The organism is Edaphobacter sp., from assembly GCF_028283685.1.
In the GTDB taxonomy this organism is placed as follows: Bacteria; Acidobacteriota; Terriglobia; order Terriglobales; family Acidobacteriaceae; genus Edaphobacter.
The window spans coordinates 505155-526888 of sequence record NZ_JAPWKF010000006.1; the positions used below are offsets into that span (position 1 = coordinate 505155).

The window sequence follows — 21734 nt, forward strand, 5'->3', positions numbered from 1 at the left end:
AGGGGAGTGGAACTCCGATCATCTTACAGCCGTCATGCTGCCGTTCAGCCAGCGTTGCCGGAAGTCTCCAGGTCTTCGACGCGTGCCTGCAGTGCTTCGAGAGCAGAGGAGAGCGTCTCAATCTTCTGCTCCAGCAGTGCGATACGCTCGGCATCGGCCGAGGTGCGTGCGGTTACCGGTGGCGTGGAAGGGATGGAAACCTCGGGCGCTCCCGACAGCAGGTGAGCGTAACGCGCCTCGCGGGAACCTGGCAGGCGCGGCAGCAGTACGGTGAGCGGGCCGGTTGCGCCGGGAGCCGATTCGCTGGCTGCCTCCCGGCCCGCCAGTCGTTCGAGCGTAGTCTGGACGCCGGCGATGTCATCGAAGGTATGGAGGCGTTCGGAGCGGCCGCGCAGTTCGCCGGCCGTCTGGGGGCCGCGCAGCATCAGCAGGCAGAGCACCGCCGTCTCGTCGCGGCGCAGATTCAGCACGGTGCGGATACGGTGCTCGAACTTGGGAACCCGGGCATCGTGCAGGGTGGAGACCAATTCGTCGTCTTCGAGCGTACGCAACGCCCGGCGAACCTCGTCTTCGCTCAACTCCATCACCGGGTCGCGGCTCGACTTCTGGTTACACGCATTGACCAGGGTGTTGAGCGACAGAGGATAGTTCTCCGGTGTCGTGATCTCTTTTTCAATCAGAGAGCCGAGGACGCGCGTCTGGACCGGGTCGAGCACCATGATTACCAGTTTATCCTCGGTCACTTGCAGATCCCGTGCATCGATGGCGATGACAGGGCGAAAGGGGGGCTATTACACAAAAGTTACAGAGAAAGCGGGCTCATGGGCTGACTCCTGCAGGTGATTCGGTAGACTGGATAGTGTCAAGGTAAATGCAGTTTTCTAAATCGCATTTTGCGATCTGCATATTAGTGGTTCAATCTCCCTGGGGAAGTCTTTCATGCGTTCATCCATCAAGCTTGGTCTAGCAGTTGTTCTGGCGGCAGCTGTCATCTTCGGTATCAGCGGCGTCGCGAGGGCGAAGGATGCGGATGGGAGTACGGAGCAGGTCTATCGGCTTCACATGTTTCACACTCACACGGGGGAGAGCATCGACGTCGTCTATCGCGTGGGAGACACCTACGTTCCGGACGGCCTCGCGCAGCTGAACCATTTTCTCCGCGACCATCGTACGCAGGACGTGAGCGAGTACGACCCCAAGGAGTTCGACACGCTGCACGCCCTGATGGCGAAGCTGGGCAAGCCGAACGGCGTGATCGACATCGTCTGCGGCTATCGCACGCCGTGGAGCAATGGCCTGCTGCGTTCGCGTTCGTCGAACTCGGGCGTGGCGGAGCATAGCCAGCACATGCTGGCCAAGGCGATCGACATTCGCGTTCCCGGGGTTTCGACGGCACATTTGCGTGATGCCGCGCTCAGTCTGCACGCTGGCGGCGTGGGCTACTACCCGATCAACCAGTTTGTCCACGTCGACGTGGGCCCGGAGCGGCAGTGGCAGTATGGCGGCTCGCGGGCGCATACCCGCACCATCGCCAGGGCGACCCATCGCCGTCCGCATCGCGCTGCGGCGACGGCGGCTGGCCTGTAAGCCGCAGATCGTTTTCAAAGAGAGCCCCGGCTGCGTGCCGGGGTTTTCTTTTGCTCCGGGGCTTTGGGGGCTACGCGATACACTCAGAGAAAATTCCCACGAACTGAGGCGCTGGAACCATGAGCCGCGAATACCTGTCGAGTAATCCCGATATGCCGTTTGCCGATGCTGTGCTGATCGACGGCAAGACACTGTATCTCTCTGGCCGCATTGGCCTGATTGAGGGCACGACGACGGTGCCGGAGACCGCTGAAGAAGAGGCACACCTGGTGCTGAAGGAGATTCAGCGGGTGCTGGCGCTGGCCGGGATGACGATGGACGACATTGTGCAGCTGCAGATCTTCTGCAGCGATGTGTCGCTGTGGGAGCGCTTCAATGCGGTCTACCGCACGTACTTCACCGGCAGGCTTCCGGCGCGGGCGTTTCTTGGTTCGGGCACGCTGCTGTTTGGCGCACGGTTCGAGCTGCAGGGCGTCGCCGTCAAGGGGTAGTTCTTCTTACAAAAGAAGGAGTCATCATTGAAGCTTCCGCGGAGGTCTCTGCTGGTGGGTGGTATGGCGTCGGTGATGTTGGAGGCGATGCACTCGCTGGGCGAGGCGCAGGTCGCTGTGCCGCCGTTGAAGCCTGTCTCCACGGCTCTTCCCGTCAAGGAAGAGTTTGTCGTCCGCGACTACGAGGTGTGCCTGAACAATGCGCGCTGGCACCCGATGAGCCGCGGCGCACGGCAGGCGGTGATCGACTATCTCGACTACAAGGCGCACGGCGTGGTGATGCAGCAGGGGCTGACCTCTCCGGCGTCGATCGCGGTGCGGGAGGGCTTCGCTGAGTTGATTGGCGCGAAGCCGGACGAGATCGCGTTCGTCAACAGCACGACGGCAGGCGAGAACATGGTGGTCGCCGCGCTTGGACTGCACCAGCCGGGCAACGGAAACATCGTTACGGATGCGCTGCACTTTGAGGGATCGCTCTATCTCTACCAGGAGCTGATGAAGCGCGGCGTCGATGTGCGCATCGTGAAGCCGCGCGGATGGCAGATTGAGCCGAAGGACCTGGAGCAGGCTATCGACGGGAAGACGAAGCTGGTGGCCATCTCAAAGATCTCGTTTATCAACGGCTTTGAGCACGACCTGAAGTCCATCTGCGACGTCGCGCATGCGCGTGGCGCGCTGGTGTACGCCGATGCGGTGCAGGCGGCGGGATGTATCCCGGTCGACGTGCGCGAGAGCGGCGTCGATTTTCTGGGATCGGCCAGCTACAAGTGGCTGCAGGGCGACTTCGGCCTTGGCTTCCTGTACGTGCGCAAGGATGTGCTGCCGAGGCTCGAGCGGACGCAGTGGAGCTTCCGCCAGACGGCGAGCTACGACTATCACGCCTTTCCCGGCGATCCCGTGGGGCAGTATCCGGCAAGCTACGAGCAGTTGCAGACGGCGGCGGGATACTTCGAGCTGGGAACCTACGCCAACAGCGTTCTGGCCGCGCTCAGTTACTCGCTGCCGTGGATTCAGCGGATCGGCGTGGAGAAGATCCAGGCGCACGCGCTGGAGCTGAACGGAAAGCTGCGCCGCGAGATGCCGAAGCTGGGCTACGCCTGCATTACGCCGGAGGAGGCGAAGGGAACCATCATCGCCTTCGCCGTGAAGGACAATGCAGCGACAGCCGCGAAGCTGAAGGCGAAGAAGGTGGACGCGGGACTGAACCCGGGGCGGATGCGGATCTCACCGTCGATCTACAACACGATGGACGACGTCGACGCCTTGCTGCGTGCGCTGAGCTAACGGACGCGGACGCAGCTCTGGCCCATGACGGGGACCGTGGTCCAGGCAGTCTCCTTCGCGGACGAGAGGCGGATGTGCAGGTACTGCACAATCTTTTGTTTCTTGTCGCGGTCGGCGAACATGCTGATGGCGAGGGTGCTGCCGTCGTCGACGAGGACGGGCGCGAGATCGCCGTTGAGTGGAACGGTCTGCGAGGCGTGCTTGAACTCGGAGAACTGGTCGGCGTTCTGCCGCTTGAAGGTGCAGCGGATCTTGCGGGTTCCCTCGACCGGCTCGACGTCAAGGTCGTAGGCGAAGGTGGCGTCGCTTTCGGTGGCCTCGATGTAGAGATGAAGTGTCTGGTGCTGCGGCGAGCCGTCGGTGCGCAGGCCTTCGCTCCATCCGGCCTCGTCGCTGGCGACGGAGATGTCCATGGTGACGCCGTTGGCGGAGGCGTGGCGGATCATGACGGCATCAGTGGCCGGCGAGGCGACCTTCTGGTAGAGCGGCGTGTGCTCGTAGCTTTGCGCAGCCAGAAGAGCGCTGCCGGGGAAGACACAGGCCCAGAATCCGGAGGCCAATACGAACAAGGCTTGCCTGCGAAACCGCGCAGAGGGTCTCATCATTTTCTCGTGCAAAAGGAATGGGGGAACTTAGGACGATTCTATCGTTAGCGTAAAAGTCTGTTGTTGCCATATGTGGTTCTTTTTACATGACTTAGCGCGCAATATTTTGCATAGTGGCTTGTGGTCCTGACCTGGCGGGAGGGTAAAGAGCCCCGGGCCGCAGACTCTGTTGCCAGGGAAGGCTTCGTTGAAGCCGTGGCGGTTGAAGTTCGAAGAAACAGAGGTTTCGGGACGAAAGGCGTTCTCCTTGGCGCGAGGCATGGTCTAGACTTCCGCCATGCCAAAGTGGCTCCTCCCATTGGGTCGCGCGTTGTATGCCGTCGGGCTCGCCTCTCTCGGCCTGATGCACTTCTTCTTCATGAACTTTCCCTGGGTGGTGGTTCCGGAGTTCCCGGCGTGGATTCCCCTGCGGTTGCTATGGATCTTCGTGCTGGGAGCCGCGCTGACCGCTGCGGGAGCGGCGATCCTGTTCAACCGCAGGGGCAGGAAGGTCGCGGCATGGACGGGACTTGGCCTGCTGGCGCTTGTCGTCATCGTGCACCTGCCCTACCAGCTTACGGGAGCCTACGTCGCCGTCCTGGGCGCGTGGACGAATGCCATCAAGGAGCTGGCACTCGCGGGAGGAGCGTGGATCTGCGCGCTGTCGCTGGGAAGAGGGAGGGGCGACATTCCCGGCTGGCTGGAGAGATCGCTTCCGCTGGGCCGCTACTTCTTCGCGGCCCTGCTGATCCTCTTCGGCGTCGAGCACTTCCTTTACCCGGGATTCGTCGCGTCGCTGGTGCCTGCCTGGATCGGAAACCAGATCTTCTGGACATACTTTGCAGGCGTCGCGCTGATCGCAGGAGGGGCAGGGATGCTGGTGAGACGCGTCGCAAGCCTCGCATCGCTGCTGGTGGGAGCGATGCTCTTGCTGTGGGTGCTGATGCTGCATATCCCAAGGGCAATCGCCGATCCATACACCCATGTCGGCAACGAGTGGGCAAGCGTGTTTGAGGCGCTGGCGTTCAGTGGGATGGCGTTTATGCTTGCTGCGCTGCAAGAGAGAGAAACGCCTCTTCCCTAGGGATGTCGTCGAGGCAAAAAGAAAGGCCGCCATTGCTGGCGGCCTTTGTAGTTTGTTTTTGCGCGGAGCGCGTCTGCTCCATGCAATGGTTAGTCGCCTGCGACGAGGTCCTTGTCCTCGGTCTTGGCGGGAGCCGTGGGAGCTGCCTTGATCTCGCCGAGGGAGATGAAGCCGGGCTGCTCCTGCTCCTTGAGGATCTCCTTGCGGTAGAGCTTGGCCATCTTGGCGTTCTCAGCGTCCTGCTTGATCTTCGCGTCGCGCGCCCGGATCTTCTCTTCGCGGGCGTTCTTGGCGATACCGGACTTCTCGAACGTGTCGTTGGCGGCCGAGTTGACGTGAGCATCGTTGAGAACCAGGTCGTACTTCTCCTGCTTCTCGAGGCCGACCTTCTTGCCGCCGGCGAAGATCTCATGACGGCCGTGCTCCTCGTACCACTTGGTGAGGGTCGCGGTCATGTGCATCTTCTCGATGATGTTTCTCCAGCCAACGCCTGTGTTGTAGGCGCAGAAGCTGATCTCGCCTTCCTGCGTGGCGTAGGGGATGATGCACTGCTCGGTACGGCGGAAGTCGTAGTTGAACAGGTCCTGGAACCACATGCCGGCGATGAAGAGGAAGTTCCAGCGATCGGCGCGGCGCTTCTCGATGTCGGCCATGGTGCGGTCGCCGGTCACCTTGCCGTAGTTGCGGCCGGTGGCGCCGAAGCACTTGTCGAACTTCTGGAGAAGGTCAACGATCTTGAAGTGGGTCGGAGCGTTCGAGGGGTTGTAGTTGCGCAGCAGCGCGAGCGACACACCGACGATGGAGAGGAACTTGCCGCGGGCGGCGTCGTTGATGCGGGCGACGTCCTTGGCGAGCTGCACGGCATCGAGGAACGCGGTGACCGGAACAGCTTCCTTGGTCTCCTTGTCGATCATCAGCGCCATGCCGATACCGCAGTTCGGGTGGCAACCGCAGGAGAGCTGGCCCCAGTCATGATCCGGTCCGTGAACCAGGTCGGCCCAGTCGGAGAAGGTGGACATGAAGGAGATGGGGAACCAGTCGCGGGTCGATTCGCCGAGTCCGGTCTGATTGCGGACGTCGTGCGCGAGGTGCGACAGCGTGTAACGCTGCGCCATGCGGCGCTCGTCCGAGACTTCCTCGTCGCGGCCGGTGAAGGACACAGGCTGGAAGGAGAGGAAGTTGATCTTCTTCGGGTTATCGAGGGCGAACTCGATGATGCGGCCAACCTGCTCGTTGTTGATGCCGTTGATGATGCAGGTGACGGGGACGATGTCCACGCCGGCTGCGTGCAGGTTGTGGATGGCCTGGAGCTTGACGTCGAACGAGTTACCGACCTTGCGGTGCGAGTTGGCAGCGTTGCCGATACCGTCGAACTGCAGGTAGGCGTAGCGCAGACCGGCCTCAGCGGCAGCCTTGGCGAACTCCTTGGACTTCGCGAACTCGATGCCGTTGGTCGCGGCCTGCACGGAGTTGTAACCAACCTTGCGGGCATAGGCGACGGCGTCGAGGAAGTAGGGGCTCAGCGTGGGCTCGCCACCGGAGAACTGGACCGACATCTGACGACGCGGCTTGATGGTGATCGCGTTGTCGAGCATGGTCTTGATCTCGTCCCAGGTGAGTTCGTGCACGAAGCCGACCTGGTTGGCGTCCATGAAGCAGGGATCGCACATCATGTTGCAACGGTTGGTCAGGTCGATGGTCAGAACCGAACCGCGGCCGTGCGTCACGGTGGAGGTGCCGTGGTTGTGGAGCTTCTCGTCGTTGTGGGCGCGGATGTCGCGGCCGGGGAAGACGTCTTCGAGGTGCTTCATCATCGGCGGATCGATGGACATGACGTCCTCGAAGTGGCCGTGGATGGGACAGTCCTTCACCATCAGGATCTGGCCATCGCGCTCGATGATCTGGGCCTTGATCTCGCCGACCTTCTCGTTGAGCAGGATCTCGTGGGGCAGCTTGCCGTCGACGATCTGCTGGCGGATCTCAGGGATGCAGCGGGGGCAGAGCGAGTCGGTGGTACGCGGCCAGCCAAGCGGGGGCTTCTCTTTCTGATAGCTCTTCAGAAGCGGCTTGTCGCTCCACTTGGGGGTAAAGCTGGGGTTGGGCGAGATCGAGTTCAGCTTGTCGAACACGGCCCATGCGGCCTTTGCACCGTACGTAAGAGCCTTTTCGGCTAACTTCGCGGACTTTGCCATAAGTGTTTCTGTCTCCTGATGAGTTCCTTCAAAAATCGGTGAAGCCTGAACAGCTACTCCTTGAGCGTATTCGGCCAAGGGCGCCTGCGGTAGTACGCACCCTGATTCAACCCCTCATGAGGCTCATTCGGTTAAATGAATGAGGGACAAGGGTTTGAACCTCCTTAAGCGTAGCCACCGCGGGGTGCTGATTGAAGTTTAACCAAGCGAACAGCTGTTTTCTGCATTAAACGGTAATTGGGGAGCAGCGAATGGGAGCCCTGAAAAGGGTGCAGAAAATTAAAGGCCGTGGCGGATGGCTGGTGGAGGCCCGTTCTACATGCTTCCGGGGTTGGTGTAGGCGATGTTGTTGAGAATCTGCTGCACGAAGATGATGCGCACGTGGACGTGGCTGGCGAGGTCGGGGAGGAACTCGTTGACCAGGTTGTTGACGGGGTCGAGGGCGTAGCCGGTGAGGATGCGTTCGGCGGTGGAGGCGCCGTCGCTCTGGATGCCGGGGACGTAGAGATTGCTGAGCTCGGCGACGATGGGGTAGGCGGCGAGCGTGCCGTAGTTGGGGATGGCGTGGCCGTCGTCGCTGCGCGAGACGAAGGTGCGGGAGACGGAGTAGAGGATGCGCTTGCCGAAGGGCTTGTCCGGGCGGCGGTAGTAGCGCGGGTCCTGGTGGGCGATCGCGGGTACGGCGAAGGTACCGAAGAACTCGGCGGTGGCGTTCTGCAGCACGCTGATGCCTGCGAGCTTGCCGAAGCCCGCGAAGCCGGGGCCGTAGGCGGTGTGCGAGTCGATCGCGATGTTGATGGCCGAGATGCCGACGATGGTGCCCAGGCTGGAGGGATCGGTGGTGTAGTGCGCGGCGAGGTAGCCCTTCTCCTGCCAGGTGAGCGGGATCGCGATGTTGGTGCTGAGGAAGCGCTGGTAGGGATAGACCAGCTCGCTGCAGCGCGGGCGTGGGGCATCGACCTTTTTGGGGTCGAAGTAGATCATGCCGAGGGCGCTGATAAAGTTGCAGGGCTCCTGATCTTTGCCGCTGGCATGCTGGGACCGGCGGGCGACGAGGACGGCATCTTCCTGGAGGGAGGCGCTGGGGGCGTCGGGCAGTTGTTCCTGGGGGGAGTCGCTGGGCGTGATCCTCGGCTTGAGGGGAGCCAGGGGCGCGATCGGGGTGGACTCCTGCGCCGCCGGGGCCGGCGTCTCCTGCGGCGGGGGAGCGGGGGGCGGCGCCGTCTGTGCGGCGGCACTTGCTGCGAGAATCAACACGCTGAGCACCCATGCGCGGACCATCATCGTGTTGCGTCCTTGCTGTGTAACGGGTTCGGTGCGCGTCTACTCATGCTTTCTGATGTGCAGCCAGTTGATGAAATCGTCTGCGAACTCGGAGACGAGATAACCGCCTGCGGTGCCTGCGAGGGAGGTTCCCCAGCCTCGCATCACCGGTGTTACGCCCATGTTGCGTTCAGGATAGTACGTTTGGGCCAGTGAGACCGCGGCGCCGGTGCCGAGGATAAAGGCGTAGTTGGGAATGGTCTTTCCGCTGTCGGTACGGCCGATGACGGGCCGCGTCACCGCATAGAGGGCGCGATTGAAGAACTTGTGGTCGGGACCCAGCTGATAGTAGCGGGGATCCTGGTGAAAGGCCGTGGCCAGCACGGAGTCGGAGAAGACCTCTTTGGAGGAGTTCAGCGCGGCGGCGGCTCCGAGGCGTTGTCCGAAGGCTTCACTGTTGACGCCATAGTTGGGACTGAGATCGAGGAGCTGCGACCAGCCTGCGGAGAGGAGCCATCCCGCCATGGCGTAGGGCGTCACGGACTCGCGCAGACCCAGCAGTATCTTGTCTTTGGGGCGCTGCTTCCGGACCGACTGTCCGGCGGAGATAAATTTCACGCGAGCCAGGGCCACGGGCTGGGTGTTTGTTCCGGTGATCTGTCCGCCGTACCAGTTGCCGGAGGTGCCGTCGTGCAGGGAGCTGCTCTCGCCGGCGAGGGTGGCGCTGGGCGCGTCGGGCAGATCGGACGTGGCTGTCTCTGTGGCTGTGGACGTCGCCCTGGGGGCGGGATCGGATGGATTCGCTGGATTAGCGGCTAAGCATGGAGCTGTCACAAGAGCGAACGCGAGAAGTCCAAATCCAACAGGGCCCGGACTTGTTCTCCAGTGACGGATAGAGCATACGTTTTTTGCTGGCAACAAAAACCCTCACTTACGATACTGACGATCTCGTTGCTCCAGTCTGGAACAGGACCGACGTGCTTTGAACATTAATTATGGCGTTTTACGCGGTAACAGATGTGCACGCCCTGCTTGAAAGGACGCATCCGCATCGCGCTACGTTGTATCTGCGGCTGCAGTTGGCGCTAAAGCGTTGACGTTACCACCTCGGCACTGCGGGCGGAATACCCTTCCGTAGTGGTTGACCCTGCTTTTTCCTCATTCTGATAATCAATAGTGGAGAGCTCTATATGTCGACCGAGTCGGGGAAGTCTGCCTGGGAGCAACGGTTGCACGAGACCGGTGCGCGCGTGGAGGACGATCTGCGTGAGCTGGTTCGCTACTTCAACGACGAAGTGGTGCCCGAGGTCCGTAAGAGCGGCTCCGAAGCTCTGCGCGCGGCGGCGAAGCATCTGAATTCCATCGCGGAGCGCATGGATGAGCGAGCGGGCCGCACACCGCCACGCCGCCCTGAGGGAACACCCCGGCCGTGAATCGCTCTCGCATCGCTGTTGCCGTTCCCGCACTGGTGTTGATGCTGGCGGTGAGCGGTTGCCACAAGAAGCATAAGCACGCCTACCATCCGCCGCCTCCTCCGATTCGCTCGAGCAGCCACGGCGGAAGCACGACAGCGAGGAATCGCACGACTGCGCCGCCGAGCGCGAGTGTTCCACTGTCGCCGCCTGCGTCGCTACCGCCGAACCTGAGCCAGCGGCCCTCTGTGGTAGAGACGGGACTGGCAAGCTGGTATGGCCCGCCGTATGCCGGTCGCAAAGGGGCCGACGGTACGGTCTACGACCAGAACGCGATGACGGCGGCGCATCTGACGCTGCCGATGGGATCGATCGTGCGGGTGACCAATCTGACGACCAACCAGTCGGCGGTGGTGAAGATCACCGACCGCGGGCCGTTTGTGCATGGGCGCATCATCGATCTCTCGCTGGCTGCGGCCAAGGCGACGGGAGTGTATCGCGCGGGCATCGCGAAGGTACGCGTCGAGGCGTGGACGCCGGCGCCGAGCACCAGCGCCAGTGCGATTCCCGGCGGACGCTGGTGCGTGCAGGTGGGTGCCTTCCAGAATGAGAAGGATGCGATCAAGCTGAAGGAGCAGCTGCTGCGGCGCTACTCGAAGGCCAAGGTGATCGAGTTCCCCGGCCCTACGGGCTACTGGGTTCGCATCAATCCTTCACGGCCGGATAAGGACTCCGCGACGGAGGCAGCAGACAGCATCCGCGTCGGGGGCGGGGCTGAGCCTTACCTGATTCGCACCGACTAGAGGGAATCCCTGCGGGGTGATTTAGCGGATGACGCGGCGGTTGGTGCGGCGTTCGATCTCTCTGGCAAACTCTGCTGCGCCGCTGTGGTTCCAGGTGTGGGTGATGGTGACGCGGTTGTCGCCCATGATGCGGGTCATGCGTCCTCCGCCGATCGCCTGGGCGCTCATGACCTCGTGATAACTGATGCGCTTATCGCCGCGCAGCCAGAAGTGCTGTACCAGCGCGGAGGGCGTCATCACGATGGTGCCGGGCATCTGCGAGAGCACCAAAAGGGCGATGGCGACGATCAATAACGGCAGCCACATGGGCAGATGGTGCGTCGCCTTCCAGACCGGCAGCGCGAAGAAGATGAAGTAGAGCGGGAGCACCAGAGCGCGTCCCCAGATGACGATGGGCTTGAGCGGGAAGGCGAGGCCTTCGGTGGTCTCGCGCGGCTTGCCCTTGATCATGCGTCCGGCGTAGAGCAGTACGAAGAGCGCAGCCAGTGTCGCGAATTGAAGTGTCTTGAAGGTGACCATATCGATCTCCCGATCTTACTTTTCAGGCGGCGGTGGAGGATAGTAGGGCAGCTTCTGCTGCTCCTCGTTGGCACGCTTGACGCCGATGTCGCCGAAGAGCAGGCTGGGCACGATGGTGGTCTGCGGCAGCGCGGCGAGCATGTCGTTGACGTAGGGATCATTGCCGGCGGCGATGATCTCGGAGCGCAGGCTGCGGTTGTCGAGCTCGTCGAAGCTGGCGCCGCGCACCAGCTGGCGGCTGCCGTCGGGATGCACGAGGTAGAGCAGCCGCGGCGCCTCGCCGCCCATGGTCTCCACGGCGTAGACGTCGCGCTTCTGGTCTTTCGCCATCGATAGAAGCTTCTGGTTCATCGCGGCGGGCGGCAGCGGATTGGTGGCGGTGAAGATCATCACGCTGGAGCTGGAGTGCGCTGCCGCACCCGGCGCGGCGCGGCCGTGGCCGTTGGAAATGGGGAAGTCACGCACCGGCGTGCGGCCGATGAGATAGTTCTGGAGCTTGCCTGCCGTGACCACGTCGACCGACTGGGCGGGGACACCCTCGTCGTCGATGGTGTAGGCACCGATGACGGAGCGTCCGGCAAACGTCGTCTCCAGGGGATTGTCGACGACGTTCATGAACTCGGGCAGCACGCGTGCGCGATAGCTCGAGGCATAGGCGCCGGTGGTGCGCGCGGCGGTGCCCATGTCGGGCCGGTCGGCCTCGACGTTATCGACGAAGAGGCGGTTCATGACGTCGGAGGCGGCGTCACCGGAGAAGAGCACGGGGCCGTGATAGTCCTCGGAATCGACGAGCGGGGCATTGCGCAGGTCTTCGAGGGTCTTGATGTCGTCGATGACGCGCTTGCGGAAGGCCGGCCAGCTTTCGAGTTCCGATGCGCTGACGGCGACCGAACCGTTGTCGCGGCTCAGACGCATGCCGTCGCCGGCCTGCGTGCCGACGCTGATGGCGTTGTTATAGCCGCTGGTGCTGTAGCGCACGGCGGTGCCCTCGGTGTTGACGAGGTAACGATTGAGCACCATGGCACGGATGTTGGCGGTGGAATACTGCACCAGCGGGGCGAAGCTGCGGACCTCGGGTGCGCTGGAGTAGAGGCCGCTGGCGGTGATGATGCGCTTGCGCCACTCGGCGCGGTCGATGTCGAGCTTGCGCAGCGGTTCGATTTTGACCAGAGGCTTCTGCTGGGCGAGGTCCTGTTCGGCGCTCGGCGACTGGAAGCGCTCCATCGCGGCGCGTTTGGCGGAGTAGGCGCGCAGGGCGTTCTTGTAGGCGTCGTCGGTGGCGGTCCAGAGGGCGTAGCGCAGGGCGATGGGGTCGTTGTCATCGGGAGCGAGCTGTACGCTGCCTTCGCCGCGTCCGCTGCTGGAGTCGATGTTGTGGTCGCCGATGCGGACGTTGACGCGCACGATGCGCTGGTGGCCCTGTTCCTCGCGGGTGAGGGCGCCGTAGTTGGCGACGGCCTCGTAGCTGGTGAAGTCGTCGAGGCGGTACTCGATGAAATAGGGCCGCTGCATGCCGGGGAGGACGAGCTGCGCCTTCTCGCGTTCGAGCTCGGCCTGCATGGCCTTCATCAGAGGGTCGTCGGACTGTGCGAAGGATGTCTTTGCGACAGCGCAGGAGGCAAAGAGCAGGGCGGCTGCGACGGTACGCGAGAGTGAGATGGTGTGCGCCATTTATCGCTTCTCCTTGGCGTCGTCGATGGGTGGTGGGGGCAGGATGGGGGGCCGTGCGGTGCCCTGGGCCTGGCGCTGGGTCTCGATCTCGCGGACGAGCATGGCGGGGGCGACGGCGCTGACGGGAATGCTGCCGGATTCGGCGCCGCAGATGCCGTTGAAGACCTGCTGATGATCGTCGGTGGCGACGATGCGGTTGAGTGCGGCCTGCGGGGTGCCGACGATAGAGACGCCGCGCACCAGCTCATCCGGGCGGCCATCGACGAAGACGCGGTAGACGACCAGCGGGATGACCTGGAAGGCCTGCGGCGAGCGGCGGGTGGTGACGGCGAAGCCGGAGGAGATGTCCTCGAAGTAGAGGCCGTAGGGCTTGCCCTGCTTCTTTGCCTCGTCGATCAGCATCTGGCGCAGCTCCTTGTCGCTGACGGTCTTGGTGGAGCTGACGATGAGGTTGCCCTGCCGGCCGGTGGGCATGCGGCCGATCTCGGCGCGTCCGTGGCCGTTGGAGTTGGCGAAGCTGGCGATGGGAAGCCGCGACATGAGGAAGGTTTCGAGCACGCCGTCCTTGATGAGGTCGACGCGGTGCGCCTGCTGGCCTTCGTCGTCGTAGCTGTAGTGGCCGCTGAGCGGCTGGCCGTCGAAGTCCTTCAGGGTGGGATCGTCGGTGACGCTCATGAAGGTGGGGAGGATCTGCTTGCCCAGCAGCTTGGTGAAGGTCTGGCCTTCGTCGTCGCCGCGCTGGCGCTGGCCTTCGAGGCGGTGACCGAGGACCTCGTGAAAGAAGACGGCGGAGGCGCGGCCGCTGAGGATCGCCGGACCGTTGAAGGGTTCGGTGATGGGAGCAGAGCGCAGGGCGACGAGGTTCTTCGCCATCGCGGTGGTCTTCTCGATGACGGTCTTCTGGTCGGGGAGGTGGGCGAGAGAGTCGGCCTCGAAGGTCTCGGCGCGGAAGAGGTCCATGCCGTCGGCGGCGCGGGTGCGAGCGACGATGACGAGACGGGCGACGTGATTGGGGGTCGCCACCCTGGTGCCTTCGGAGGAGACGAAGTAGGCGGTCTCGGTCGCAGCCTGCACGGCGACGTTATCGAAGAAGATATCGGGGTACTGGCGGAAGAGGGCGGAGAGCTCGCGCAGTCGCTTCTCCCAGAGGGTGTGATCGGCGTTGAGCGGGGCGGAGGCGGGCAGTATCTCGGAGGCAGGCTTCTCCTTTGAGAAGTCCGCGGAGGAGTCTTCTTCTTTAGCGCGCACCTGCTGCTCGGTCTTCACCTTCAGGTAGCCGTCGAGCGCGCGGGCGTATCCACGATTGGTGGCGAACCAGAGACTGCGGTCGATGGCATCGCGGTCGTCGGTGAGCGGCAGGGGGATGGTGGTGAGCGCGCTGGTGCGGTGATCGCCGTGGGTGTTGTCCTCCTCCGGCGTGCCGATGCGCATCTGCACGTCTGCGGTGCGGCGGCGGCTCTCGTGTTGCCCGGTGATGGCGCCGTACTGGGCGCTCATATTGAAGCTGTCGGAGTCGGAGACGGAGTAGCTGAGGTAGTAGGGCTTCGGCTGCTTCTCGTCGCCGATGGCCCCGAGGGAGTTCATTGCGCGGCCAAGCTCAGAGCTCATCGCCTCCAGCAGCGCGGTGTTTGCCTTCGCAGCGTCAGCGGCGTGCAGGGGCACGGAGGAGAAGAGGATGGCTCCCAGGGCAAGGCCCGTGGCGCGGGAGAGGCTGGCACGATATTGCATCATCGGATGGAGAGCTCGTTTCGCGTCAAGGTGCATTCTGGTTGGCGTCTAGCTGAAGTGGAGTGTATCGAATCTGCTCCCTGCGTGTCTGAAGCTTCAGAGCGTGATGTTGCCTGTTGGACGGATGACAACGGCGTCAGGGGTAGTGCGAGGTTTGCCGCGGGTATCGCTTTCGTGCAAACTGACACAACCTGAATGGGCGAAACAGCCAGGCGGTGGTCATGGATATGCAAAGTGTTGGGATATGCAAAGCGCTGGGGATCAGCCGGGCGATGAGCAGGCAAGGGTGATGGAATCTTGAAGAGTCTGAGCAGCAGCGCGTGGTTTTGCCGATGGATGGTCCTGATGCTGATCCTTGCCGGCGGCATGAGTCTTGCGGCCGGGGCGCAGCCGCCTGCCGGGGCCCAGGGGAATAGTAGCCCGTCGCAGCCTGCGCAGACGGCTTCGCCGAAGCGCGATCCGGCAAAGCCAGCGTACTCCCTGCCGCCCGAGACGCTGGCTCGCGCGATCGCCTACTCGCACATCCGCGTGGTGCTGGATTTCGTCTCGAGCGGATGGAGCATCGTCTCGCTGGTGCTGCTGCTGGGGCTGGGCGGGATCGCCCGGATGCGCGACGTTGCGGTAAACCTGAGCCGCAACCGGTGGGTGCAGGGCGTTGTCTTCGCGCTGCTGCTGTTGCTGGCGACAACGCTGCTGGAGCTGCCGCTGGATATGTATGGGCATCATGTCTCGGTGAGCTACGGCCAGTCGGTGCAGGGCTGGGGCAGCTGGTTTGCCGATGCCGGTAAGGGCTTTCTGCTGACGCTTGCCGTTGGAGTGCCTGTCGTGATGCTGCTGTTCCGGGTGATCCGCCGCTCGCCGTCGCGCTGGTGGTTCTGGTTCTGGATTCCGGCGATGCTTCTGGTTCTGGTCTCGGTGTTTGTGGCTCCGGTGCTGATCGATCCCCTGTTCAATAAGTTCGAGCCGCTGTCGAAGTCCGATCCGGCGCTGGTCGATCGCCTGGAGCAGGTCGTTGCGCGCGGAGGCGTTCAGATTCCGCCTGGCCGCATGTACCTGATGAAGGCCAGCGAGAAGGTGACGGGATTGAATGCCTATGTCACCGGTTATGGCGCGTCGAAGCGTGTGGTGGTCTGGGACAACACGACTGCCAAGGCCACGCCGGACGAGATCAGCTTCATCTTCGGCCACGAGCTGGGGCACTATGTGCTCAATCACATTCCGAAGACGCTCGCCTTTCTTGGCGTGCTGCTGCTGGTGGAGTTCTATCTCGGCTATCGCGGCGTGCGATGGCTGCTGGAACGATACGGCAGAGACTGGCATATCCCTTCGCAGAACGACTGGGGAATGCTGGCGGTGATGCTGCTGGTGCTCTCCGTGCTATCGTTCTTCACCGAACCCGTAGTGAATGGCTACAGCCGGATGAACGAGCATGAGGCCGACATCTACGGGCAGGAGGTCATCCATGGCATCGTCGCCGATCCGCAGACGGCGGCGCAACAGGCGTTTCAAGTTCTTGGAGAGGTCTCGCTGACCGATCCCAACCCCAATGCGTTTGTCACCTTCTGGACGTTCAGTCATCCATCGGTCGCCTATCGCGCTGCATTTGCCGCAGCATACGATCCCTGGAACGCAGATCGGCATCCAAAGTTTTTTAAGAAGTGAAGGTTCTATGACTCCATCTGTGTCTGCTTTAAAAACATCTCCGGACTGCCTGTTTTGCAGGATTATTGCGGGAGAGATTCCGGCCAACCGCGTCTATGAAGACGAACACTGCATCGCCTTCCCGGATATCAATCCTCAGGCGCCGACGCATCTGCTGATCATTCCAAAGGAGCACATGGTTTCGGTGGCGAAGACGCTCGAAGAGCACAAGCCGCTGCTCGGGCACATGATGGCGACTGCGGCGGAGCTGGCGAAGGCGCGTGAACTCGAGAAGGGCTTTCGCATCGTCGTGAATACGGGCGACGATGGAGGGCAGACGGTGCATCATCTGCACCTGCACCTGCTGGGCGGCCGCCGGATGAGTTGGCCTCCAGGCTAGAGAAAAGAAGAAGGGCGAGCCGCAATGGCTCGCCCTTCAGTTACGCCAGCAGCATGGCTACTGGTTGTAGTTGTTTTCTTCCTCTTCCTCGGCGCCGTAGCGGCGCAGCAGGTTCGGCAGGTTCTGCGAGAACGCTGCACGCGGCATGACGCTAGTCGCAGCCGGCCTCGACCGCCTTGGCCTTCAGGTCGCCCTGCAGGTGCGAGAGAAAGCCGATGATGGAGGTCCCGCGCTTCAGCTTCGACTTCAGCTTGGGGATCAGCGTCAGTGGCTTGGCTGCGGTGTTGTTGAGGTCGAATACGATCAGCGCCGGACGCTCTTCTTCGCCGGTCGTCAGCTGCGCGATCACGTCCTTGTCGTTCTTGACGAACGCGACCTTGACGCCCAGCTTGCGCGAGGTCTCCTGAATCTTTGCCGTGAAGAAGAGGTCTTCGATAAAGAAGAGGATCTTCGTCGGCGCATCTTCCGGAATCGGGATCGTACGGCCCTGCGAGTAGTCGATGGGCTGCGAATCGCTGACATGGAAGTTGCGGCCGTGGCCGTTCGAGCGGCGGTGATTGCCGGTGTCGATGGTGGAGGGAGGAGTATCGGCAAAGTTGCCGTTTACCTCGCGGTAGCTGTGGTCCATTGGACCTACAAAGCTGCGAGGACCGCGCTGCTGCTTGCCGCCTCCGCCGCCCCCTTTGGAGCGTTTGAAGGTGCTGTTGCCCGGCTGGTGGGTCTGCTGATACTGGCCGCTGGCATTGAAGTCGCCGCCGCTCTGGCTGCGCGGACGATCGCCGCGGCCGCCGTCACGGAACTTCTTCTTCCAGCGCTTGGCACCATTGCCGTTGCCCTGCTGCTGTTGTCCACCCTGGAAGGGCTGTCCCGAAGACTGCTGGGGCGCGGCCTGTGCGGGAGCGGCGCCCTCCGCGAGAGGAAGCTGTCCCTGGGGGCTGCTTTCTGCCTGGGGTGCTCCAGCCTCCGAGGGCAGGCCCTTGTTCTTGCGCTTACGCCGCCGGCGGCGGCTGCTCTTGGACTGGCCCATGCCTGGGGCCGATGACCCGCCGGCATACTGCGAATCTCCATCGGGAATGGGGACCGCGGTGGAACCCTGGTGCGACTGCACCTCGGGCATATTCTGCTCTGAAGTCATGCTTCCACTTCCTGCTGCGCCAAAGGCGCTTTTAACGTTTCACTCCCACGGACGCACGTGTCTCGTCGAATCTGTCCTTTGAGACAGGGTACGAACCAAACCCGTAGTGCGGCGTCGGAGAAAACGATCTCAAGTTGTACTCAAAACGGAACGTCAACAAAATGTTGATACTCGCTGTCGGCATGTTGCATGCAACCGCACTGACAGCACGGAAGACCTCATCCGGCTCTTCCTTCACCCTCACAGTTAGCAACTAGGTCCGGCGGTGCCGCTCCTGCCAACTCCGAAGCCCTCCGTTGGCGGATTGCATTCGTGTGGCACACTCAGCCGGTTGCCAGAGACAGGCTACGCGCAATCCGATTGCTTGGCAAGCCTTCTCTTTTTTTATTGTACCGTACCGAGAGAAGCCAAGGCAGAGACGGGGATCGAGTGCGCTCCGGAATTTGCCGGAGCAGCTGCCTCTTGCTTCTTTATCCTTATACTGATGGCCAGTCACTGGCCTCCCATAAACTTTGGTTCACCCTTGGCGGGGAACCGACGCCTTGCATGCGGGCTGTGTCATCTATGGACTCAGCTTCCTTCCTGCCGGCGCCAGATCTGTCGTCCTCAGTTCCGCCGCGGCGGTTCCCAGAACGATCTGACGGGAATATATAGAGCAATCCATGTGCCATTCGCTAAATCGCTATTTACTGGCGTTTACGCAGGTGACTCAAGCGGAAGCGTCCACAATTCCGTTTTTTGAAGGTTTAAGGCTCCAGATTTTGGGAGAGTCTGGGCGAATCCTGAGAGAGTCTTTGGAAGAATCAAGGGACGATCAATTTAGCCGGGAATGTTTGACCCGCCACATGGAGAACCCTATAATCGTGGTGTTCTGGCAGCCCTCTCGCTCCCTTCCGGCCCTTATTGGGAAGCCGGAGATCGAGGTACAGATAATCCGTTCCAGGTCGAGCGGATTGTTGAGCGGATGCAGGGCCATTGGCTCGGAAGGTCGCGTTCATGCACCTACGACCGGTTGATTTAGCGAACGAACCCGAAGGAGTACCAAACACCGCATGAATCGCTCTCTCGTACTTGTCTCCGCGCTTGGCGTGGGACTCTCGACTGTCGCTGCGCACGCGCAGACGGCTGCTACCCCTGCTCCTGCTGCTCCGGCCACCGCTGCTGCCAACACGCCTCCGCCTCCGCCACAGGCAATTCCCGCCAAGATTGCTCTGATCGCCTTTGAGCAGGCTGTCTTCGCCACCAACGAGGGCCAGCAGGCTGTCCAGGGTGTGCAGAAGAAGTACGAGCCCAAGCGCGCGCAGATTGAGTCTCTCGGTCAGGAGGTCGAATCGCTCAAGAAGCAGCTGCAGAGCGCGCCGGCCACCCTCTCCGATGAGGAGCGTGCGACCCGCCTGAAGAACATCGACACCAAGGAAAAGCAGCTGAACCGTGATGCCGAGGACGCGAACAACGCGTACCAGGCTGACGTTCAGGAGGCTTACGGCAAGGTAGCCCGCAAGGTTTCGGGCACGGTGCAGAAGTATGTTGCCGAGAACGGCTACACCCTGCTGCTCGACGTGAGCAACCAGCAGACCAGCAATGTCATGTGGGCGACGCAGAATCCGAACATCGACATCACCCTGGCTGTGGTGAACGCATACAACACGACCTCCGGCGTTGCCGCTCCGGCCCCGTCGGCTCCGACCCCGTCGGCGACCCGTCCGCGTCCTGCGGCCACCAAGCCCCCGACCAAGTAACCAGCAATTCCATGCTTTTCCGTCTGGCCTCTCCTTCGGGGGAGGCCAGATGTTTTGTCTGTGGAAAATATTGTGGAATACTTCAGGCGTAGCTGCTGGTAGGGAGCCGAGGGGCTATCTGCCTGTCAATACAGGGGATATCGTCCAGATAGTATATGTATCCTGTAATCAGATATTTACGGGATGGAGCGGAGTATTTGTGCAGGCAGGCGAAGGCCCCTGCGGGGAAATCCGCTGATTTCAACGCTTTCCACAAATGAAAGTTACAGCAGTGTTATGGCGTTTTGCGCATCTGACGAAATCGGCCCCTGCCAGATGGGCACTGGAGCGCAACATGCAGGGCGCTCCAGTGGGTCGATGGCTTACCGGATGACTTACTCTTCGCCGACCTTCAGCACGGCGAGGAAGGCCTCCTGCGGGATGTCGACTTTGCCGATCCGCTTCATGCGCTTCTTGCCTTCCTTCTGTTTGTCCAGCAGCTTGCGCTTGCGCGAGATGTCGCCGCCGTAGCACTTGGCGATGACGTTCTTGCGGATGGCCGTGACGGTGGAGCGGGCGATGATCTTCGAGCCGATGGCGGCCTGGATGGCGACCTCGAACATCTGCCGCGGGATCAGCTCGCGCATTTTATCGACCAATGCCTTGCCGCGATCGTAGGCGAAGTCGCGGTGGACGATGATGGAGAGCGCGTCGACGGGCTCGCCCGAGACGAGGATGTCCATCTTCACCATGGGAGAGACCCAGCGGCCGGCGAGGTGGTAGTCGAGCGAGGCATAACCGCGGGAGACGGACTTCAGCCTGTCGTAGAAGTCGAGGACGATCTCATTCAGCGGCAGCTCGTAGGTGATCATCACGCGCGTCTCGGAGACGTACTCGATGTTCTTCTGCACGCCGCGCTTGCCTTCGACCAGCTTGAGAATGTTGCCGAGATACTCCTCGTTGGTGAGGATCTTGGCTTCGATGATGGGCTCTTCGATCTGCTCGATCTCGCTCGGGTCGGGCCAGCGCGAGGGATTGTCGACGGTGATCACGCTGCCGTCGGTCAGAGTGATCTCGTACTGCACGCCGGGCGCGGTGATAATCAGGTCGAGGTTGTACTCACGCTCCAGCCGCTCCTGAATGATCTCGAGATGCAGCAGGCCGAGGAAGCCGCAGCGGAAGCCGAAGCCGAGGGCGACGGAGGACTCGGGCTCGAAGTTGAACGAGCTGTCGTTGAGGCGCAGCTTCTCCAGCGCATCGCGCAGCATGCCGTGGGCGTGCGTATCGACTGTGTATAGACCGGCGAAGACCATGCTCTTGATGTCTTCAAAGCCGGGGAGCGCCTCATCGCAGGGTCTTTCGACGTCGGTGATGGTGTCGCCGACCTTGGTGTCGGCTACATTCTTGATTGTCGCGACGAAGAAGCCGACCTCGCCCGCGGAGAGCTCCGTCAGTTCGACGGGTTTGGGCGTCATCACGCCCATGCTCTCGATGTCGAAGATCCTGCCATTCGACATCAGCTTGATCTTCTGACCCTTCTTCATGCGTCCGTTGATCACACGGGCGAGCACGATGACGCCGCGGTACGGGTCGAACCAGCTATCGAAGATCAGCGCCTGCAGGGGAGCATCGGCGTCCCCCTTGGGCGGAGGCAGCAGGTGAACCACGGCCTCGAGAATCTCAGCCACGTTCAGGCCCGTCTTGGCGGAGACGGGGATGGCGTCGTCGGCGGGCAGGCCGACGGACTTTTCGATCATCTCCTTGGTGCGGGGAATGTCCGCGCTGGGGAGATCGATCTTGTTGATGACGGGGATGATCTCAAGCCCGTTGGAGATGGCGAGATAGGCGTTGGCCAGTGTCTGCGCCTCGACTCCCTGCGAGGCATCGACGACGAGGAGCGCACCTTCGCAGGAGGCGAGCGAGCGAGAGACCTCGTAGCTGAAGTCGACGTGGCCGGGCGTGTCGATCAGGTTCAGCTGATACGTGTCGCCGTCATTGGCCTTGTACATCATGCGGACGGTGTGGGCCTTGATGGTGATGCCGCGTTCGCGTTCGAGGTCCATCGCGTCCAGCACCTGCGCCTGCATCTCGCGCGAGGTGAGGCTTCCCGTCAGCTCCAGCAGACGGTCCGACAGTGTGCTCTTGCCGTGGTCAATGTGCGCGATGATCGCGAAGTTTCGAATGTGACTGGGGTTCATACGTAGGTGACGGAATGCCTCAAT

Annotated in this window: 19 protein-coding genes; 9 read left to right on the plus strand and 10 right to left on the minus strand. The window is 62.1% G+C overall.

Annotated elements, in window-relative coordinates:
• Positions 1-44: 44 nt before the first annotated feature.
• The gene (locus PW789_RS10700) at positions 45-743 is read right to left on the minus strand and encodes a YceH family protein (RefSeq protein WP_367182533.1); all 699 of its coding nucleotides are present in this window, start codon (positions 741-743) and stop codon (positions 45-47) included.
• Between the two features lie 196 nt (positions 744-939).
• Here PW789_RS10700 and PW789_RS10705 point away from each other — a divergent pair, with 196 nt between their 5' ends.
• The 3 genes from PW789_RS10705 to PW789_RS10715 all read left to right on the plus strand — a co-directional run bounded on the left by PW789_RS10705 (position 940) and on the right by PW789_RS10715 (position 3362).
• The gene (locus tag PW789_RS10705; protein WP_299375606.1) at positions 940-1587 is read left to right on the plus strand and encodes a DUF882 domain-containing protein; all 648 of its coding nucleotides are present in this window, start codon (positions 940-942) and stop codon (positions 1585-1587) included.
• Positions 1588-1706: 119 nt separating this feature from the next.
• Positions 1707-2078: a RidA family protein gene (locus PW789_RS10710; RefSeq protein ID WP_299375608.1), complete on the plus strand. Its 372-nt coding sequence runs from the start codon at positions 1707-1709 to the stop codon at positions 2076-2078.
• A gap of 27 nt (positions 2079-2105) precedes the next feature.
• On the plus strand, positions 2106-3362 hold the full coding sequence (locus PW789_RS10715; RefSeq protein WP_299375610.1) for an aminotransferase class V-fold PLP-dependent enzyme: 1257 nt from the start codon (positions 2106-2108) through the stop codon (positions 3360-3362).
• Here PW789_RS10715 and PW789_RS10720 read toward each other — a convergent pair.
• Positions 3359-3931: a hypothetical protein gene (locus tag PW789_RS10720; RefSeq protein ID WP_299375612.1), complete on the minus strand. Its 573-nt coding sequence runs from the start codon at positions 3929-3931 to the stop codon at positions 3359-3361. The genes PW789_RS10715 and PW789_RS10720 overlap by 4 nt on opposite strands.
• 313 nt (positions 3932-4244) lie before the next feature.
• Here PW789_RS10720 and PW789_RS10725 point away from each other — a divergent pair, with 313 nt between their 5' ends.
• Positions 4245-5030, plus strand: a complete 786-nt coding sequence (locus PW789_RS10725) for a hypothetical protein (RefSeq protein WP_299375616.1) — start codon at positions 4245-4247, stop codon at positions 5028-5030.
• Positions 5031-5119: 89 nt separating this feature from the next.
• Here PW789_RS10725 and PW789_RS10730 read toward each other — a convergent pair whose 3' ends face one another.
• The 3 genes from PW789_RS10730 to PW789_RS10740 all read right to left on the minus strand — a co-directional run bounded on the left by PW789_RS10730 (position 5120) and on the right by PW789_RS10740 (position 9319).
• On the minus strand, positions 5120-7222 hold the full coding sequence (locus PW789_RS10730; RefSeq protein WP_299375618.1) for a radical SAM protein: 2103 nt from the start codon (positions 7220-7222) through the stop codon (positions 5120-5122).
• Positions 7223-7537: 315 nt separating this feature from the next.
• A complete protein-coding gene (locus PW789_RS10735) occupies positions 7538-8506 on the minus strand; it encodes a hypothetical protein (RefSeq protein ID WP_299375620.1) in 969 nt (322 codons plus the stop codon).
• A 39-nt stretch (positions 8507-8545) separates the two neighbouring features.
• On the minus strand, positions 8546-9319 hold the full coding sequence (locus PW789_RS10740; protein ID WP_299375622.1) for a hypothetical protein: 774 nt from the start codon (positions 9317-9319) through the stop codon (positions 8546-8548).
• Between the two features lie 356 nt (positions 9320-9675).
• Between PW789_RS10740 and PW789_RS10745 the strand changes: the two genes are divergently transcribed.
• Together PW789_RS10745 and PW789_RS10750 are read left to right on the plus strand one after the other, a co-directional pair.
• Positions 9676-9918 carry a hypothetical protein gene (locus tag PW789_RS10745; protein WP_299375624.1) on the plus strand — a complete coding sequence of 81 codons (243 nt, stop codon included), beginning with the start codon at positions 9676-9678 and terminating at the stop codon, positions 9916-9918.
• Positions 9915-10700: a septal ring lytic transglycosylase RlpA family protein gene (locus tag PW789_RS10750; protein WP_299375626.1), complete on the plus strand. Its 786-nt coding sequence runs from the start codon at positions 9915-9917 to the stop codon at positions 10698-10700. Before PW789_RS10745 ends, PW789_RS10750 begins: the two co-directional genes overlap by 4 nt.
• A gap of 21 nt (positions 10701-10721) precedes the next feature.
• Here PW789_RS10750 and PW789_RS10755 read toward each other — a convergent pair whose 3' ends face one another.
• From PW789_RS10755 to PW789_RS10765, 3 genes are read right to left on the minus strand one after another with little or no spacing between them, the layout of a single operon-like run.
• Positions 10722-11219, minus strand: coding sequence for a hypothetical protein (locus PW789_RS10755; protein WP_299375628.1), 498 nt, complete (start codon positions 11217-11219; stop codon positions 10722-10724).
• A gap of 15 nt (positions 11220-11234) precedes the next feature.
• Positions 11235-12890: a metallopeptidase TldD-related protein gene (locus PW789_RS10760; RefSeq protein WP_299375630.1), complete on the minus strand. Its 1656-nt coding sequence runs from the start codon at positions 12888-12890 to the stop codon at positions 11235-11237.
• Complete coding sequence (locus PW789_RS10765; protein ID WP_299375633.1) at positions 12891-14621, minus strand: metallopeptidase TldD-related protein; 1731 nt, start codon at positions 14619-14621, stop codon at positions 12891-12893.
• Positions 14622-14963: 342 nt separating this feature from the next.
• On the opposite strand from PW789_RS10765, the gene PW789_RS10770 reads away from it, so the two are divergent.
• Together PW789_RS10770 and PW789_RS10775 are read left to right on the plus strand one after the other, a co-directional pair.
• The gene (locus PW789_RS10770; RefSeq protein ID WP_299375635.1) at positions 14964-16280 is read left to right on the plus strand and encodes a M48 family metallopeptidase; all 1317 of its coding nucleotides are present in this window, start codon (positions 14964-14966) and stop codon (positions 16278-16280) included.
• 7 nt (positions 16281-16287) lie between these two features.
• A complete protein-coding gene (locus tag PW789_RS10775; protein WP_299375638.1) occupies positions 16288-16659 on the plus strand; it encodes a histidine triad nucleotide-binding protein in 372 nt (123 codons plus the stop codon).
• Positions 16660-16810: 151 nt separating this feature from the next.
• Here the strand turns inward: PW789_RS10775 and PW789_RS10780 are convergent, their stop codons facing one another.
• Positions 16811-17794, minus strand: coding sequence for a response regulator (locus PW789_RS10780; protein ID WP_299375641.1), 984 nt, complete (start codon positions 17792-17794; stop codon positions 16811-16813).
• A gap of 1052 nt (positions 17795-18846) precedes the next feature.
• Here PW789_RS10780 and PW789_RS10785 point away from each other — a divergent pair.
• Positions 18847-19533 (plus strand): OmpH family outer membrane protein, encoded by a 687-nt coding sequence (locus PW789_RS10785; protein WP_299375644.1) that lies wholly within the window; start codon positions 18847-18849, stop codon positions 19531-19533.
• A gap of 374 nt (positions 19534-19907) precedes the next feature.
• Here PW789_RS10785 and lepA read toward each other — a convergent pair whose 3' ends face one another.
• Positions 19908-21710 carry a translation elongation factor 4 gene (lepA, locus tag PW789_RS10790; protein WP_299375648.1) on the minus strand — a complete coding sequence of 601 codons (1803 nt, stop codon included), beginning with the start codon at positions 21708-21710 and terminating at the stop codon, positions 19908-19910.
• Positions 21711-21734 lie beyond the last annotated feature (24 nt).

Excerpts from the sequence above, each read along its gene's own strand:
- PW789_RS10725 (WP_299375616.1), top strand. The coding sequence starts at position 4,245 with ATGCCAAAGTGGCTCCTCCCATTGGGTCGCGCGTTGTATGCCGTCGGG.
- PW789_RS10755 (WP_299375628.1), bottom strand. The coding sequence starts at position 11,219 with ATGGTCACCTTCAAGACACTTCAATTCGCGACACTGGCTGCGCTCTTC.
- PW789_RS10765 (WP_299375633.1), bottom strand. The coding sequence starts at position 14,621 with ATGATGCAATATCGTGCCAGCCTCTCCCGCGCCACGGGCCTTGCCCTG.
- PW789_RS10745 (WP_299375624.1), top strand. The coding sequence starts at position 9,676 with ATGTCGACCGAGTCGGGGAAGTCTGCCTGGGAGCAACGGTTGCACGAG.
- PW789_RS10760 (WP_299375630.1), bottom strand. The coding sequence starts at position 12,890 with ATGGCGCACACCATCTCACTCTCGCGTACCGTCGCAGCCGCCCTGCTC.
- PW789_RS10775 (WP_299375638.1), top strand. The coding sequence starts at position 16,288 with ATGACTCCATCTGTGTCTGCTTTAAAAACATCTCCGGACTGCCTGTTT.
- PW789_RS10710 (WP_299375608.1), top strand. The coding sequence starts at position 1,707 with ATGAGCCGCGAATACCTGTCGAGTAATCCCGATATGCCGTTTGCCGAT.
- PW789_RS10770 (WP_299375635.1), top strand. The coding sequence starts at position 14,964 with ATGCTGATCCTTGCCGGCGGCATGAGTCTTGCGGCCGGGGCGCAGCCG.
- PW789_RS10705 (WP_299375606.1), top strand. The coding sequence starts at position 940 with ATGCGTTCATCCATCAAGCTTGGTCTAGCAGTTGTTCTGGCGGCAGCT.
- PW789_RS10785 (WP_299375644.1), top strand. The coding sequence starts at position 18,847 with ATGAATCGCTCTCTCGTACTTGTCTCCGCGCTTGGCGTGGGACTCTCG.
- PW789_RS10735 (WP_299375620.1), bottom strand. The coding sequence starts at position 8,506 with ATGATGGTCCGCGCATGGGTGCTCAGCGTGTTGATTCTCGCAGCAAGT.
- PW789_RS10730 (WP_299375618.1), bottom strand. The coding sequence starts at position 7,222 with ATGGCAAAGTCCGCGAAGTTAGCCGAAAAGGCTCTTACGTACGGTGCA.
- lepA (WP_299375648.1), bottom strand. The coding sequence starts at position 21,710 with ATGAACCCCAGTCACATTCGAAACTTCGCGATCATCGCGCACATTGAC.
- PW789_RS10780 (WP_299375641.1), bottom strand. The coding sequence starts at position 17,794 with ATGACTTCAGAGCAGAATATGCCCGAGGTGCAGTCGCACCAGGGTTCC.